General features: G+C 46.1%; 13 protein-coding genes. 12 read left to right on the top strand and 1 reads right to left on the bottom strand.

The genetic code is table 11. The features are described from left to right. The first annotated feature begins 25 nt into the window (after positions 1-25). From dnaE to AC0VXY_RS16000, 8 genes are all read left to right on the top strand, one after another. Positions 26-3,376 (top strand): DNA polymerase III subunit alpha, encoded by a 3,351-nt coding sequence (gene dnaE / locus AC0VXY_RS16035; RefSeq protein WP_475525819.1) that lies wholly within the window; start codon positions 26-28, stop codon positions 3,374-3,376. A 163-nt stretch (positions 3,377-3,539) separates the two neighbouring features. Next, positions 3,540-4,778 carry an NADP-dependent malic enzyme gene (ystJ, locus tag AC0VXY_RS16030; RefSeq protein ID WP_435989900.1) on the top strand — a complete coding sequence of 413 codons (1,239 nt, stop codon included), beginning with the start codon at positions 3,540-3,542 and terminating at the stop codon, positions 4,776-4,778. Beyond that, positions 4,775-5,434 carry a FadR/GntR family transcriptional regulator gene (locus AC0VXY_RS16025; protein WP_475525818.1) on the top strand — a complete coding sequence of 220 codons (660 nt, stop codon included), beginning with the start codon at positions 4,775-4,777 and terminating at the stop codon, positions 5,432-5,434. Before ystJ ends, AC0VXY_RS16025 begins: the two co-directional genes overlap by 4 nt. A gap of 128 nt (positions 5,435-5,562) precedes the next feature. After that, on the top strand, positions 5,563-6,438 hold the full coding sequence (gene accD / locus AC0VXY_RS16020) for an acetyl-CoA carboxylase, carboxyltransferase subunit beta (RefSeq protein ID WP_034756926.1): 876 nt from the start codon (positions 5,563-5,565) through the stop codon (positions 6,436-6,438). Continuing rightward, a complete protein-coding gene (accA, locus tag AC0VXY_RS16015) occupies positions 6,432-7,412 on the top strand; it encodes an acetyl-CoA carboxylase carboxyl transferase subunit alpha (protein WP_435989902.1) in 981 nt (326 codons plus the stop codon). Before accD ends, accA begins: the two co-directional genes overlap by 7 nt. A 330-nt stretch (positions 7,413-7,742) precedes the next feature. Next, positions 7,743-8,702, top strand: a complete 960-nt coding sequence (pfkA, locus tag AC0VXY_RS16010; RefSeq protein WP_435989903.1) for a 6-phosphofructokinase — start codon at positions 7,743-7,745, stop codon at positions 8,700-8,702. 30 nt (positions 8,703-8,732) lie between these two features. Continuing rightward, complete coding sequence (gene pyk, locus AC0VXY_RS16005) at positions 8,733-10,493, top strand: pyruvate kinase (protein ID WP_435989904.1); 1,761 nt, start codon at positions 8,733-8,735, stop codon at positions 10,491-10,493. Positions 10,494-10,688: 195 nt separating this feature from the next. Then, a complete protein-coding gene (locus AC0VXY_RS16000) occupies positions 10,689-11,075 on the top strand; it encodes an FxsA family protein (RefSeq protein WP_475525817.1) in 387 nt (128 codons plus the stop codon). Positions 11,076-11,116: 41 nt separating this feature from the next. Here AC0VXY_RS16000 and ytvI read toward each other — a convergent pair whose 3' ends face one another. Beyond that, complete coding sequence (gene ytvI / locus AC0VXY_RS15995; protein WP_475525816.1) at positions 11,117-12,223, bottom strand: sporulation integral membrane protein YtvI; 1,107 nt, start codon at positions 12,221-12,223, stop codon at positions 11,117-11,119. A 173-nt stretch (positions 12,224-12,396) separates the two neighbouring features. Here ytvI and AC0VXY_RS15990 point away from each other — a divergent pair, with 173 nt between their 5' ends. The 4 genes from AC0VXY_RS15990 to mdh all read left to right on the top strand — a co-directional run bounded on the left by AC0VXY_RS15990 (position 12,397) and on the right by mdh (position 16,691). Then, positions 12,397-12,840 (top strand): DUF441 domain-containing protein, encoded by a 444-nt coding sequence (locus tag AC0VXY_RS15990; RefSeq protein WP_475527880.1) that lies wholly within the window; start codon positions 12,397-12,399, stop codon positions 12,838-12,840. 324 nt (positions 12,841-13,164) lie between these two features. Beyond that, positions 13,165-14,283 (top strand): citrate synthase, encoded by a 1,119-nt coding sequence (citZ, locus tag AC0VXY_RS15985; RefSeq protein ID WP_475525815.1) that lies wholly within the window; start codon positions 13,165-13,167, stop codon positions 14,281-14,283. Positions 14,284-14,399: 116 nt separating this feature from the next. After that, complete coding sequence (icd, locus tag AC0VXY_RS15980; protein WP_435989909.1) at positions 14,400-15,674, top strand: NADP-dependent isocitrate dehydrogenase; 1,275 nt, start codon at positions 14,400-14,402, stop codon at positions 15,672-15,674. A 78-nt stretch (positions 15,675-15,752) separates the two neighbouring features. Further along, entirely contained in the window at positions 15,753-16,691 is a 939-nt protein-coding gene (mdh, locus tag AC0VXY_RS15975; RefSeq protein WP_435989910.1) for a malate dehydrogenase, read from the top strand. Positions 16,692-17,026 lie beyond the last annotated feature (335 nt).

Genomic DNA, 17,026 nt, shown 5'->3' with positions numbered 1-17,026 from the left:
TATTGAGAAAAAGGTTGTGCATAACATGTCATTTGTTCATTTACAAATAGCGAGTGCCTATAGTCTCTTGTCTAGCACGATTTCGATAAATGGACTTGTACATAAAGCGAAGAAGTCAGGGTATAAGGCGCTTGCCTTGACCGATAAGAATATGATGTATGCCGCGATCCCTTTTTATAAGGCGTGTATAAAAGAAGATATCAAGCCGATCATCGGATTGACCGCAGATATTGCCTCAGATGAAGGTTCCCATCCCCTTGTTCTCCTTGTGAAAAATCAGACGGGCTATCAGAATCTATTAAAAATCTCGAGTGCCATCGGGGCGAAGTCGAAAGAAGGACTACCGCTGAAGTGGCTTTCATCCTACAGTAAGGGATTGATCGCCATCACTCCAGGCGTCTCTGGTGAGATTGAGAGTCTGCTATTACATGATCAAACTGAAAAAGCGAAGGAGTGCATCCGCACCTATCAGCAGATGTTCGGACGGGACTCCTTTTACTTGAGCATTCAAAAGCACGGCATTGCCTCTGAGGATGCGCTTATCCCAATACTACAACAGGTAGCGGAAGAGACCGGGACGGAAATGGTCGCCACCAATGATGTGCAGTACCTGGAGCAGGAAGATCATTTTGCCCATGAGTGTATGGCTGCGATTCGGGACGGGGTGAAATTGGCTGAGGATGACCGGGACGTACTCGGATCACAGGAGTATTACTTCAAAAACAAGGATCAGATGGTGGAGATGTTCACTGATCATGTTGAGGCACTGGAAAATACGATGAAGATTGCCGACCGCTGTCATTTGACCATTCCTTTTCATCAACAGCTCCTACCGAAATATCCTCTGCCTGAAGGAGTCACCGCCCTCGAGGAATTGACTCATCTTTGTGAAAAGGGGTTAAGTGAGCGGGTGGAATCTGTTTCCGATGAGTATATTGAGCGCTTGGATTATGAGCTTGAAGTCATCGGCAGGATGGGGTTCAGCGATTACTTCCTGATCGTGTGGGATTTCATGAAATATGCGAAGGACAAAAAGATCCTGACCGGACCGGGACGTGGGTCGGCAGCAGGTTCCCTCGTTTCTTACGCTCTCCGGATCACGGACGTGGATCCCCTGGAGCATCAGCTGTTGTTTGAACGATTCCTGAATCCTGAACGGGTGTCAATGCCGGATATCGACATCGATTTCCCGGATCATCGGCGCGATGAAGTGATCGAATATGTGGAAGGGAAGTACGGCAGCCTGCATGTCGCCCAGATCATCACGTTCGGGACGTTTGCAGCGAAAGCGGCGCTCCGTGATACGGGGCGTGTGTTCGGACTCAATATGAAGGAGCAGGAGCAGGTATCGAAGCTCGTGCCGAATCAGCTGGGGATCACGCTACAGGAAGCGTATGAAAAGTCGAAGGGGTTCCGAGAATTTGTGACGGGCTCTGATCATTATAAAAAGTTGTTTCAGACGGCCCTTAAACTGGAAGGGCTTCCGAGACACACCTCCACCCATGCGGCGGGAGTTGTGATGAGTGAAGCTCCTTTAGTGCAATGGGTGCCGATCCAGGGGAGTTCATCTGGTATTCATCTGACACAGTATTCTATGGATATATTAGAAGAGATCGGATTGTTGAAGATGGATTTCCTCGGACTTCGCAATCTGAGTATATTGGAAAGAATCGTGAAGAACGTTGAAATCGGGACGGGAAAACCGTTTGCTATCGAGTCGATCCCGATGAATGATGCCAAAACGTTCGAACTGCTCACTAAAGGGCAGACGAATGGGATCTTCCAGCTGGAATCGGATGGGATGCGAAATGTGCTGAAAAGGCTCAAGCCTAATTCCTTTGAAGACATAGTGGCGGTGAACGCCTTGTACCGTCCGGGTCCGATGGAGAACATCCCGATGTATATCAATCGGAAACATGGAAAAGAACAGGTGGAATATCCTCATCCCGATTTGAAACCGATCCTTGAAATGACGTATGGGGTCATCGTGTATCAGGAGCAGATCATGCAGATCGCTTCGAAAATGGCCGGGTTCTCACTCGGCGAAGCGGATCTCCTCAGACGAGCCGTTTCGAAGAAGAAAAAGGACGTCCTCGATCAGGAGCGGGAGCATTTTGTTTCCGGTTCGATCCGTAAAGGCTACAAGGAAGAGGTCGCCCATACGATTTATGACTTGATCGTCCGCTTCGCCGATTACGGTTTCAACCGGTCGCATGCCGTTGCCTACAGCATGATCGCCTATCAGCTCGCTTACCTGAAAGCACATTATCCTGCGTTCTTCCTATCATCCCTCCTGACGTCCGTCGTTGGGAATGAAGCGAAGGTGGCTCAGTATATACGGGAAGCCACACAGTACGACATTGAGATCCTTCCCCCGTCCATCAATAGCAGTCAGTTTGTTTTTACAGTAGAAGGAAAGAATGTGATCCGCTACAGCATCGGGGCGATTAAAGGTATCGGGGCTGCGGCTCTAAAGGAAATCACCCGTGCGAGAAAGGAAAAGCCGTTTCAGGATCTGTTCGATTTCTGCATGAGGGTGTCATCGAAGACGATCAACCGGAAGATCTTAGAGAATCTTGTTCTCTCCGGGGCGTTTGATGAATTCGGGATTGACCGCGCTACCTTGCTTGCAAGCCTTGATGTGGCAGCGCAGCATGCAGAGCTTGTGAATCCTGATGACGATCCTGACTTGTTCCATGAGGAAGAGGCGTTTATGCTAAAGCCTAAATACGTGGAAGTGGATGACATGACGATCGATACGAAGCTTCAGTTTGAGAAACAGGTACTTGGACTATACCTATCGGATCATCCGGTTTCTTCTTACCGGCCTTTATTTGAAAATCTCGGATTGCAGCAGATAGCCGACCTTCAAAAAGGATCGAAAATGTCACTAGGCGGTTATATTACCGGGATGAAATCGATTCGAACAAAAAAAGGGGAAGTGATGGCTTTCCTTGAGATCGGGGACGAAAGCGGTGAGATGGAAGCCGTCGTGTTTCCGAATGTGTACAAACATAATATGCCATTACTGAAAGAAGGGAATATTCTCCTATTCGGGGGCAATGTGGAAGATCACAACGATAAGCTTCAGTTCATCGTGAACCAGCTCGAAACGATGGAAGACGTTCAGGCAAGGGTGAAAGAGAGCAGCCAAAAGCTCTATTTAAAAATCGCCGCGGGTCAGGACGAAGAAGCTTGTATGGAGAGGATCCATCAAGCCATTAACCGGTTCAAAGGGAAGATTCCGGTCATCGTCTACAACGAGCAAGCCAAAAAGAGTATAAGGCTTCCGGATCATCTGCGCATCAATCCTTCACAAGGGGCTCTTAGGGAATTGTACCGAATTCTTGGGGAGTCAAATGTGATATTGCAATAACATACTTTACTAAAACCATAATTTATATTATTGTTTAATAGAAAAAGGTGGTCTGACCACCTCTGAACTTATTATTTTATTTATCCATTTTTACATTTAGAAGAGTCGTCTTTGGCACGATTCGATCCATAGCATGTAAAAGAATCAGAAGGAGTGAGCCAATTTGTCATTACGTGAAGAAGCTCTGCATATGCATCGAGTGAATAAAGGGAAATTAGAGTCGAAATCCAAGGTGGAAGTCCGAAATGCGGATGACTTGAGCTTAGCTTACTCCCCCGGGGTGGCGGAACCTTGTAAGGTGATTTATGACAAGCCTGAAACCGTCTATGATTACACGATGAAAGGGAATATGGTCGCGGTTGTTTCCGATGGTACGGCTGTTCTGGGTCTTGGGAATATCGGACCTGAAGCGGCTCTTCCCGTCATGGAAGGAAAAGCGGTACTATTCAAGAGTTTTGCAGGAGTAGACGCATTCCCGATCTGTTTGAACACAACGGATGTGGACAAGATCGTTGAAACCGTCAAGCTCCTTGAGCCGACGTTCGGAGGCGTGAACCTTGAAGATATCGCCGCTCCGAATTGCTTTGAAATTGAAGAGCGCCTGAAGAAAGAAACGAATATCCCTATTTTCCATGATGATCAGCATGGTACGGCAATCGTTACTGTGGCGGGACTTGTGAACGCTCTCAAAATTGTCGGGAAGAAAATGTCCGAAATCAAAGTCGTGGCGAATGGCGCCGGTGCTGCCGGTATGGCCATCATTAAGCTTCTCTACCGTTACGGGGTAAGGGACATCATCATGTGTGATTCCAAGGGTGCGATTTATGAAGGTCGTCCTGAAGGGATGAACAGCACGAAAGACGAAGTGGCGAAATTTACAAATCGTGACCATATCAAGGGCGGCTTAGCTGAAGTATTGAAAGATGCCGACGTATTCATCGGTGTATCTGTTGCCGGTGCACTGACGGAAGAAATGGTTTCTTCCATGAAACAGGATCCAATCATCTTCGCCATGGCGAACCCTGTTCCTGAAATCATGCCGGAGCTTGCGAAAGCAGCGGGAGCCAAAGTGATTGGAACAGGACGTTCTGATTTCCCTAACCAGGTGAACAATGTCCTTGCCTTCCCTGGGATCTTCAGGGGTGCACTGGACGTACGTGCAACACACATCAATGAAAAAATGAAGCAGGCTGCTGTAGAAGCGATTGCTTCTTTAATCACGGAAGACGAACTGAACGCGGACTATGTCATTCCTGCGCCATTCGATAAACGCGTCGCACCGGCTGTAGCTGCTGCCGTAGCCAAGACGGCTATGGAAACAGGGGTTGCCCGATTAAAGGTGGACCCGGAAGAAATCCGTAAGAAAACAGAAGATTTAGCAGTCATCGGGAAGAGTGAATGATGACAGAAGTGAACTCTCTCCAAACTCACGCTAAGGTATATATTGGAATTGTTCACCAGCTTAGAGAAATGATATCAAAGGATTGTCTGAAGCCTGGAGATAAAATCCCGTCCGAAAGGGAGCTGTCCGAGCGCCTGAACGTCGGACGCTCCTCAGTAAGGGAAGCACTCAGGGCCCTAGAACTGTTAGGGCTGATTGAAACCCGCAGAGGGGAAGGTACCTTCCTTCGGGATTTCAGGGACCACCATCTGATCGACCTTCTGGGCATGTTTATCCTCCAGGATGACATGGCTCAGGAAGACATCCTTCAGACGAAGATGATGATTGAAAAAGAAGCATTGAAGGCTTTGTATATAGATAAAAAGAAAACAGATTCCCTGCATGTGAACGTTTCAGAATCAGAGAATCTGGACGACGTGTTCAGGGAGATCGTCATGATGAGTTCGAATTACTTATCCCAACGGATCTGGAATATCCTGAATGATTTCGAGACGTTGATCTGTGGTGAGAAGAAGCTCACGGCAGCTATGAGGGAAGAACTGATCTCAATGCTTAATGGCATCGATCACCAGGAGAAAGAGACTGTGCAAGAGACGTATAGAAGAGTTAGGAAAATTGTCGATGAAGACGCGACAATTTCCAACATCTTTTTTTAAACACTTCCATTAAACTGATAGTCAAGCAGTTAAAGCACTTACTATAGAGAAGCGAATGGGCAGCTGTCATGTAAGGGAATATTTCCCCGCTGAAGCAAGCTAGTGTCATTCGGTAAGGAGGTTTCACCTTGCTAAAGGAACTTTTTAACAAATCAAAAAAAGAAAAGAAAAAATATGCAACGATACCTTCTGAAGCGGCCAAACATGACGTTCCGGAAGGCATCATGACAAAATGTCCTGATTGCAAAAAAATCATGTACACGAAAGAACTTCAAAAAAACTTAAAGGTGTGCATCCATTGTGGATACCATCATGGCATGAGCTCACCAGAGAGAGTCGATAGTTTTATAGATGAGGGCACGTTCAAGGAGCTCGATCATGACCTGACTTCAGGTAACCCCCTGAACTTTCCTGATTATGAAAGTAAAGTGGAAAAGGACCGTAAGAAGACGGGCATGAATGAAGCCGTCCTGACAGGTTCAGGAAAGGTTAATGGAGTGGAAGTCGTGACAGCCATCATGGATTCCCGTTTCCGGATGGGAAGCATGGGATCGGTGGTCGGAGAAAAAATCACGAGAGCCATTGAAGAAGCAGATAAACGGAAGGTACCATTCATCATTTTCACGGCTTCAGGCGGAGCGCGTATGCAGGAAGGTGTCCTTTCCTTGATGCAGATGGCGAAGACCAGTGTAGCGTTGAAACGTCTGAGCGATAACGGTGGGCTCTTCATCTCGATCATGACCCACCCTACGACAGGCGGAGTATCCGCGAGTTTCGCATCCGTCGGGGATTATAACTTTGCGGAGCCGGGAGCACTGATTGGATTTGCAGGCAGAAGGATCATCGAGCAGACGATCCGTGAAGACCTGCCTGAGGACTTCCAGACATCCGAATTTTTATTAAAGCATGGACAACTTGACGGAGTCATCTCGAGACTCGAGTTGAAAGAGAAAATCGGGACAATACTTGATATACATCAGTGGGACGGTGATCTGCCATGGTAAATGAGATGGAATTTGAAAAGCCTGTATACGAACTCAAGAAGAAAATTGCCGAACTGAAGGAGTTCACCCAGAAGTCGGACGTCGATTTATCGAAGGAAATCGAGAAGCTTGAGAACCGTCTCACAAAGCTTCAAAATGATATCTACGAAAACATGAAGCCATGGGAAAGGGTTCAGGTGGCCCGTCATCCGGAGCGTCCGACGACTCTGGATTATATCAAATATCTCTTTACGGACTTCATTGAAATGCACGGAGACCGTCTGTATGGGGATGACGAAGCGATTGTTTCAGGCGTCGGGAAGTTTCACGATGTCCCTGTGACGATCATCGGTCACCAAAGAGGGAAAGATACGAAAGAAAACATCCGCCGGAACTTCGGGATGCCTCATCCTGAAGGGTACCGAAAAGCACTGCGCTTGATGAAGCAGGCCGACAAGTTCAACCGTCCGATCATCTGCTTTATCGATACGAAGGGTGCGTATCCCGGGAAAGCGGCAGAGGAACGCGGTCAGAGTGAAGCCATTGCACGGAATCTAGTGGAGATGGCCGGCCTAACGGTTCCCGTCATCTGCATCGTCATCGGTGAAGGAGGTAGTGGCGGGGCACTGGCCCTTGGAGTGGGAAATCATATTCATATGCTTGAAAACTCCACCTACTCCGTCATCTCACCTGAAGGGGCAGCGGCCATCCTCTGGAAAGATTCCACCCAGGCGAAACGCGCGGCTGAATCCATGAAGATCACGGCTCCCGATCTTAAGGAGCTTGGGATCATCGATGACATCATCACGGAAGTAAAAGGTGGAGCCCATAAAGATGTAGAGGAACAGGCGAAGTATATCAACGACGTCCTTAAGAGCTCATTGAAAGAGTTGGTTCCGATGAAAAAGGAAGAGCTCATCCAACATCGTTATGAAAAATTCAAGGCGATGGGTGAATATTCGGTTTTAAATGATCTTATCGGGGTAAAATCATAACAAACGATGGACTGACAAATAGGAGATACCATTTGTCAGTCTTTTTCATTCAAACGTTAAAAATAAACGGTTTGTGACGATATTTTGAAGGTTTTAACAATTAAAACGCTTCCATTTAATAGATTATTTCGTCTTTTGCTTTTCCTCCTAGTAACTTGTTGAGAACCTTGAACCTTCGTGTTATTTTAGAAATAATCCAAAGTCTATTGGTCCATAATAATGTAATGAATGAAACCTGTAATTTTCCTTTTCTTTGATTTATGTGAAACGATTAACAAGTAGTCCCATTCATTTACATATAAAGGCATATTTCTTAATGAGGTGATCGTAGTGAAAAAGATTGGTGTATTGACGAGTGGTGGAGATTCACCCGGTATGAATGCAGCCGTCCGTGCAGTTGTGCGTAAAGCCATTTTCATGGATATAGAGGTATACGGTATATATCAAGGGTATAATGGATTAATCAACGGGAACATCAAGAAGCTTGAGCTTGGTTCTGTCGGTGATATCATCCATCGTGGCGGAACAATGCTTTATACAGCCCGCTGTGAAGAATTCAAAACAAAAGAAGGCCAGAAAAAAGGGATCGAGCAATTAGAAAAACACGGCATTGAAGGACTTGTTGTCATCGGTGGGGACGGTTCTTACCAAGGGGCAAAAGCCTTGACGGAATGGGGATACCCATGTGTCGGTGTACCGGGAACGATTGATAACGATATTCCCGGGACTGAGTATACAATCGGTTTCGATACAGCGCTGAATACGGTTATCGATGCGATCGATAAAATCCGTGATACGGCTACATCCCATGAGCGGACGTTCATCATTGAAGTAATGGGACGCAACGCGGGGGACATCGCTCTATGGTCAGGTCTTGCCGGTGGAGCTGAAACGATCCTGATCCCTGAGGAGAAATTCGATCTTGATGACGTTGTCGGTCGTTTGAAAAAAGGACAGGAACGCGGAAAGAAACATAGTGTGATCATTGTTGCAGAAGGTGTCATGTCTGCAAATGAATTTGCGAACCGCTTCACAGAAGAAACAGGAATGGATACGCGTGTCTCCGTCCTTGGTCATATTCAGCGCGGTGGAACACCGACAGCTGCAGACCGTGTCCTTGCAAGCCGCTTAGGGGCTCATGCCGTTGAGCTATTGGCCCAGGGTAAAGGCGGAAGAGCGGTAGGAATTGAGAAAAATCAATTAGTTGATTACGATATCATTGAAGCACTTGCCAAGCCACATCAAATTGATTTAAACATGTACAGACTTTCCAAAGAGCTTTCAATCTAAATTGTTGTAAGATTTCAGGAGGTAAAGAAAATGAGAAAAACGAAAATAGTATGTACGATCGGTCCTGCCAGTGAAACTGTAGAAAAGTTATCACAACTGATCGAAGCCGGAATGAACGTTTCCCGCTTGAACTTTTCACATGGTGACCACGATGAGCACGGACAGCGTATCATCAATATCCGCGAAGCAGCAGAAAAAGCCGGTAAAACAGTCGGGATCCTGCTTGATACAAAAGGTCCGGAAATCCGCACAAACAATATGCAGGACGGAGCTATCGAATTAACACAAGGATCCAACATCATCGTTTCCATGAAAGAAGTACTGGGAACAACTGAGAAATTCTCCGTTACATACGAAGGATTGATCGATGATGTTCATGTCGGTTCCAAAATTCTTCTTGATGACGGTTTAATCGGTTTGGAAGTGACGGAAATCGACAAAGCGAACGGCGAAATCCATACACATGTTGCCAACAGCGGCACCCTTAAAAATAAAAAGGGTGTAAACGTACCGGGCGTATCTGTGAACCTGCCGGGAATCACTGATAAAGATGCCAGCGATATCGTATTCGGTATTGGACAAGGCGTTGACTTTATCGCAGCATCATTCGTACGTCGTGCATCCGATGTACTTGAGATCCGTCAATTATTGGAAGAGCACAATGCTTCACATATTCAAATCATCCCTAAGATCGAAAACCAAGAGGGTGTAGACAACATCGATGAAATCCTTGAAGTATCTGACGGATTGATGGTTGCACGTGGAGACCTTGGTGTGGAAATCCCTGCTGAGGAAGTACCACTTGTGCAGAAAATGCTGATCAAGAAATGTAATTCTCTTGGTAAGCCTGTCATCACAGCGACTCAAATGCTTGATTCTATGCAGCGCAACCCAAGACCGACAAGAGCCGAAGCAAGTGACGTAGCCAACGCCATATTTGATGGTACAGATGCGATCATGCTTTCTGGTGAAACGGCAGCAGGTACTTACCCTGTAGAAGCGGTTCAAACGATGCATAACATCGCGTCGAGAGCAGAAACGGCGCTAGATTACAACGCGATCCTATCTTCTCGCAGCAAAGACAGCGAGCACAATATGACGGATGCCATCGGTCAATCCGTTGCCTATACAGCTCTAAATCTTGATGTGAATGCCATTGTCGCTCCGACTGAGAGTGGCCACACGGCACGCATGATCTCTAAATACCGTCCGAAAGCACCAATCGTAGCCGTGACTGGTACAGACTCTGTATCACGCCGCCTGGCACTTGTATGGGGCGTATACCCTACAGTCGGCCGCAAAGTGACGACAACCGATGAAATGCTTGATATGGCAGTAGAAGAGAGCGTCAACTCAGGTATGACGAAGCACGGAGACCGCATCGTCATCACAGCGGGTGTTCCGATTGGTGAATCCGGAACGACGAACCTGATGAAAATCCACGTAGTGGGCGATGTCGTTGCAAAAGGTCAAGGAATCGGACGTAGATCTGCATACGGTAAAGCAGTAGTTGCCACATCAGCTGAAGAAGCTGTGAAGAACATGACTGACGGTGCCGTCCTTGTCACAATCGGCACGGATAAAGAAATGATGCCTGCCCTTGAAAAATGTTCAGCACTGATCGTTGAAGAAGGCGGTCTGACAAGTCATGCAGCCGTAGTCGGAATCAACCTTGGAATTCCTGTCGTGGTCGGAGTCGATCATGCCACTTCATTATTCAAGAATGGCCAGGAAATCACGGTGGATGCGACTCATGGTGTGATTTATAATGGGTATGCGAGTGTATTGTAAGTAAGTATTAGTAGGGAAACCAGAGTCTTTTTGTGGGCTCTGGTTTTTTTTATGGGGTGGAGAGGTGTGGAGCCAACCATTCAAAAGCACCACAACAACAGTATCACGTACTCAATCCACCAACATAAAACACAACTTCTCTAATATGCTATAATAAATACCAAGCAAGTATTAAATCAAATGGAGGAATCCATCATGAGATATATGTTATTACTATTGATTATCATACCTGCCCTTGAAATCGGGTTATTGGTTCTATCCGGCCAGGCGATTGGTCTTGTGCCGACGGTCCTGTTGATCATCACGACGGGAATTCTGGGTGCTTATTTAGCTAAAAAGCAGGGAATCGAGACGATAAGAAAAGCGCAGCAGGACATGCAGTATGGCCAGATGCCCGGGGATGCCATCATGGATGGTGTTTGTATACTGGTGGGCGGGGTCGTCCTGCTGACACCGGGATTCATTACGGATGCCCTTGGGTTTCTATTATTACTCCCGGCCACAAGAAGAATGTTCAAGCCATTCTTCTATCGTTTATTCAAGCGCTGGATCAACAAAGGGAACGTCATTATATACAGATAACAAAAAAACGCACTGCTCAGTCGTTAGAGCAGTGCGTTTTCTTATTTTACACCCATAATGAATTTCCACGTATCTTCAAATACCCCGGCTCTTTTTAAAGTGGAGAGGATCACGAGTACAACAGGTCCGACAATCAGTCCGAGAAACCCGATCAGTTTAAACCCGACAAATAATGCAATGAGGGTGGCCAAGGGATCGAGGCCGATGCTTGAAGACAATACTTTCGGTTCCATGATCTGCCGCTGGACGACAACGACCAGGTACAGGACCGACAGGCCGATCCCCAAGCCTGTATTTCCCGTAATGAATTCATAAATGATCCACGGCACGAACACTGCCCCTGTCCCAAGATAAGGCAGGATATCCACGAGACCTGTCACGAGTGCAATGGTGATTGCGTAATCTACTCTGAGGATGATCAATCCAATCAGTACGATGATAGCCGTGATGGAAATGAGCGTAAATTGAGCACGGATGAAGCCGAACAGTGCCCGTTTTAAGTCGACGAACACTTTCCTTCCGCTGCTCATCGCCTTACCCGGAATGATTTTCTCCGCTTTGGCGGATAATGTATACCAATCCTTACTGATGAAGAAAGTGGCGAGTGCAGCGAAGATCAGGACGGACGCAGCGTTTGGGATCCAAGAGATCAGCTGGGGCAGCTTGGTGAAAAAGTTTTGCAGGAAATCACCAGCCGACGTCGCGATTTTCGTTCCCGCTGTCTGGACATTTTCGAGGATCGTATCCTGCTGACCGGCTTCAAGATTTTTAAATAATCCTGCGAGCTGATTGTATAGAGGGATGACGTGCCCAACGATGATATCCTCTGCATATGTAACAAGGGTTTGAACATGCTTGGGCAGTTCTTCTGCCAAATAATTGGCTCCCGAAACGATTTCGGCAATCAATAACGTAATGAGCCCTGCGAAGATGGCGACAATCAAGATGAGGGACACGGTGACCGCCCATATCCTAGGGAGCCATTTCTCCAGTCCGTTCACCAGGGGATTGATCAACAAGGCGATGGCAACGGCGATGATGAATGGATAAGCAAGTCTCCATATGTAATAGAGTGAAATCAATGAGAGAATGATGATCGAGAGAACGATCAGAAAGCGGATCGTTCGATAAACATAATCTAAATTCAAGGGTTTCCCTCCTACCGGGTCTAGTACTTCTATTTTATAGGAGACAGGAAATGAAAGGAAGATATATTTGCAGTGGTTGGAGCATTTTATGAATGATGTGAAAAGTTGATATGGTAGGATAATGATTGGAGTACATAAAGGAGAGGCAGGGGAATGATTTGACTCAGCCATTTATGTTTTTACTGCTTTTATTGGGAATTGGGCTGATGGCGAAAAATCAATCCATCATTATAGCTGTAGCATTTCTAATTGTATTAAAGCTGCTTGGGCTGGATGAGAAGATTTTCGCGGCGATTCAGTCTAAAGGCATTAACTGGGGTGTGACGATTATTACGATTGCCGTACTCGCGCCGATTGCAACAGGGGAAATCGGCTTTAAAGATCTCTTTGATTCATTGAAGTCCCCCTATGCCTGGATTGCACTCGCCTCTGGGATGGCAGTGGCATTGATTGCAAAGAACGGGTTGATTCTACTGGAAGATGACCCACACCTGACGACGGCCCTCGTTCTTGGTACGGTGTTAGCCGTTGCTCTTTTTAAAGGGGTTGCCGTCGGGCCTTTGATCGGCGCGGGGATCGCGTATCTTGCTATGAAACTGTATGAATTATTCCTGTAAACATGCATTGAGGTTTATCCGATTCGACCCTCTTTTTTTTGATGGTTTATTTTTCTAGAAAAATAATTTTTATAGAAATTGATGCGTTTCCGTTCACAAAAGTCAGATAATTGTTTATAATAGGAAATGTAAGCGCATCCCAAGCTCTCATGATAGAATAGGAAGAGCCGGGAATCATTTTTTGTATAGGAATTGAGCAATCGCTCAGCGTTTTTTTACGTTCTTTTTAAACAAGCCTACTAGACTTGATAGATCGTTCTGTAGGGTTTTATACTCATATGAAAATGGGTAAAAGAGAAGTATATAACAAAAGGAGAGGTTATTATGACAGCAACTCGCGGATTAGAAGGAGTTGTAGCGACGACATCGTCCATCAGTTCGATCATTGACGATACCCTTACATATGTTGGCTACAACATTGATGATTTAGCAAATAATGCAAGCTTCGAAGAGGTTATCTACCTATTATGGCACCTGAAACTGCCAAATGCATCAGAACTTAAGGAATTTACAGAGCTGTTAGCAGCTAACGCTGAATTGCCTAAGGAAGTCATCGAGCATTTCAAAATGTACAAGATCAAGGAAGTTCATCCGATGGCCGCTTTACGTTCAGCTGTATCCCTACTTGGGTTGTATGATGATAAAGCTGACGTGATGGAAGAGAAGGAAAACTATCTGAAAGCCGTTCGCCTTCAAGCGAAAATCCCGACGATCGTCACGAGCTTTGCACGTATCCGCAATGGTCAGGAACCGATTGCACCACGTCAGGATTTAGGTTTTGCAGCTAACTTCCTATACATGCTGACAGGGAAAGATCCTGAGCCTGTTGAAGTCGAAGCATTCAATAAAGCGCTTGTCCTTCATGCGGACCATGAGTTAAACGCTTCCACGTTCACAGCACGTGTGTGTGTTGCGACTCTATCTGACGTGTATTCAGGTGTTACCGCTGCGATCGGTGCCTTAAAAGGACCGCTTCACGGTGGGGCCAATGAGCAGGTTATGAAGATGCTTACTGAAATTGGTTCTGTTGATAAAGCAGAAGAGTACATCCTCGACAAATTAGAGAAGAAAGAAAAAATCATGGGCTTCGGTCACCGTGTTTACCGTCAGGGAGATCCACGTGCCAAGCATCTGAAAGAAATGTCCAAGAAATTAACTGAATTAACGGGACAAAGTAAATACTACGAAATGTCCGTTAAGGTTGAAGATGTATTCACATCAAATAAAGGTCTACCGCCAAATGTTGATTTCTACTCAGCATCTGTCTACCACAGCTTAGGCATCGATCATGATCTATTCACGCCGATCTTTGCAGTAAGCCGTGTATCCGGCTGGTTGGCACATATCCTTGAACAATATTCCAACAACCGCCTGATCCGCCCTCGTGCTGATTATGTAGGGCCTGGCAAGCAGGAATATGTACCTGTTGATCAAAGAGGTTAATCATCAATATTTACAAACAGTAAAAATATTGGTGTAATAATAAGAGAAGGGGAATGACTCAACATGCTTAACAAATGGGTCATCCCCTTTGATAATGAAAAAATGGAGGTTACATAATGACACAAGGTGAAAAAATTACAAACGAGAATGGCCAACTTAATGTGCCTAACAATCCAATCGTCCCATTCATTGAAGGTGACGGAACGGGTCCAGATATTTGGGCATCAGCGAAGCGCGTCCTGGATGCTTCTGTAGAGAAAGCATACAAAGGCGAACGCAAGATTTCATGGAAAGAAGTATATGCTGGGGAAAAGGCATTCAACAAAACAGGCGAATGGCTTCCAAACGATACGCTTGAAGCAATCCGTGAATACTTCATCGCGATCAAAGGTCCACTTACGACTCCTGTCGGCGGCGGAATCCGTTCATTGAACGTTGCGCTCCGTCAGGAATTGGATCTTTTCACATGCCTGCGTCCAGTACGCTACTTCGAAGGTGTTCCTTCACCAGTTAAGCGCCCTGAAGACACTGACATGGTCATCTTCCGTGAAAACACTGAGGATATCTATGCAGGTATTGAGTACGCAAAAGGTTCTGATGAAGTGAAAAAATTAATCACTTTCCTTCAAGATGAAATGGGTGCTAACAAAATCCGTTTCCCAGAAACATCCGGTATCGGAATCAAGCCTGTTTCTGAAGAAGGGACAAATCGTCTTGTGCGTGCAGCGATCAATTACGCGATCACAGAAGGCCGTAAATCAGTAACGCTTGTTCACAAAGGGAACATCATGAAGTTCACTGAAGGAGCTTTCAAAAACTGGGGTTACGAGCTTGCTGAGAAAGAATTCGGCGATAAAGTATTCACTTGGGCTCAATATGACAAGATCAAAGATGCTGACGGATTGGAAGCAGCGAACAAAGCTCAATCTGATGCTGAAGCAGCTGGTAAGATTATCGTGAAAGATTCAATCGCTGATATCTTCTTACAACAAATCCTTACTCGTCCTGCTGAGTTCGATGTTGTCGCAACAATGAACTTAAACGGGGATTACATCTCTGATGCACTGGCTGCTCAAGTAGGTGGAATCGGTATTGCTCCTGGAGCAAATATCAACTACGAATCAGGACATGCGATCTTTGAGGCAACTCACGGAACGGCTCCTAAATATGCAGGTATGGATAAAGTGAATCCTTCATCTGTCATCCTTTCAGGTGTACTTATGCTTGAACACCTTGGTTGGACAGAAGCTGCTAACCTGATCACAAAATCAATGGAAAAAACAATCGCTTCTAAAGTGGTAACATATGACTTCGCCCGTCTGATGGATGGAGCGACAGAAGTGAAATGCTCTGAGTTCGGTTCTGCGTTAATCGATAACATGGAAGCATAATAATTAGACATAAGGTTGGGGTGCTTCGTATAGGAGCACTCCTTCCTTTACATAATGAGACGAATAGGAGGAATCATGATGGCAATTAAACGTAGAAAAGTATCTGTGATCGGTGGGGGTTTCACCGGGGCGACAACGGCATTGATGCTCGCCCAGAAAGAGCTTGGAGATGTTGTATTGGTTGATATTCCGCAAAACGAGGATCCAACGAAAGGGAAAGCACTGGATATGCTTGAGGCAAGTCCTGTACAGGGGTTTGATTCAACCATCATCGGTACGTCCAATTATGAAGATACTAAGGGTTCAGATATCGTTGTCATCACTGCAGGGATTGCCCGTAAACCAGGTATGAGCCGTGATGATCTGGTTCAGACCAATCAAAAGGTCATGAAATCAGTGACTCAGCAAATCGTGAAGCATTCACCTGACTGTTACATCATCGTTCTGACCAATCCCGTGGATGCCATGACCTATACAGTGTTCAAGGAATCCGGTTTCCCGAAAGAGAGAGTGATCGGTCAATCAGGAGTCCTGGATACAGCCCGCTTCCGGACGTTTGTCGCACAGGAATTAAACCTGTCCGTAAAGGATATAACAGGCTTCGTCCTGGGTGGTCATGGTGATGACATGGTTCCTCTTATTCGTTACTCATACGCTGGAGGAATCCCTCTGGAGACATTGATCCCTAAAGAACGCCTGGACTCAATCGTTGAGCGCACCCGTAAAGGCGGAGGCGAAATTGTCGGGCTACTCGGGAACGGAAGTGCCTACTACGCCCCGGCCGCTTCCCTCGTCCAAATGGTCGAAGCCATCCTTAAAGACCAACGCCGCGTCATCCCGGCCATCGCCTACCTCGAAGGCGAATACGGATTCGAAGGCATATACCTCGGCGTCCCAACCATCCTAGGTGGAAACGGCCTCGAGAAAATCATCGAACTCGAACTCACAGAAGACGAAAAAGCAGCACTATCCAATTCAGCTGACGCAGTTAAAAACGTCATGGCTTCATTGGCTTAACGACATAACTAAAAACTGACTTCCATTACGGGGGTCAGTTTTTTTATTGTTTTAACTCTATTTAAGACTGCGTTTATTTTAGGATTATTAGAAGGGGACTAGATTATAATAGATTTTGAAGTAGTATAAACATATGCCCCGATAGTTGATTGAAGCGGAAGGTGTTCGACTCCTGCGGGGAACAACGAAAAGCGGAGGCGGCTTGCTCAGCCCCGACAAGCATAAGATGAATGAGCCGGGAAGGCGTTTTTTGCCTTCATGGACCATTTAGCTTATGACCTCGAGGGGCTAGCCGCCGTAGCTGGACAAGGTAGGACACCACTTGCAGCCGAGGA

This window comes from Rossellomorea sp. QJM3NY_18 (assembly GCF_056173145.1).
Note: the sequence above shows the minus strand (reverse complement) of the source record. Positions and strands in the feature narration are given on the sequence as shown.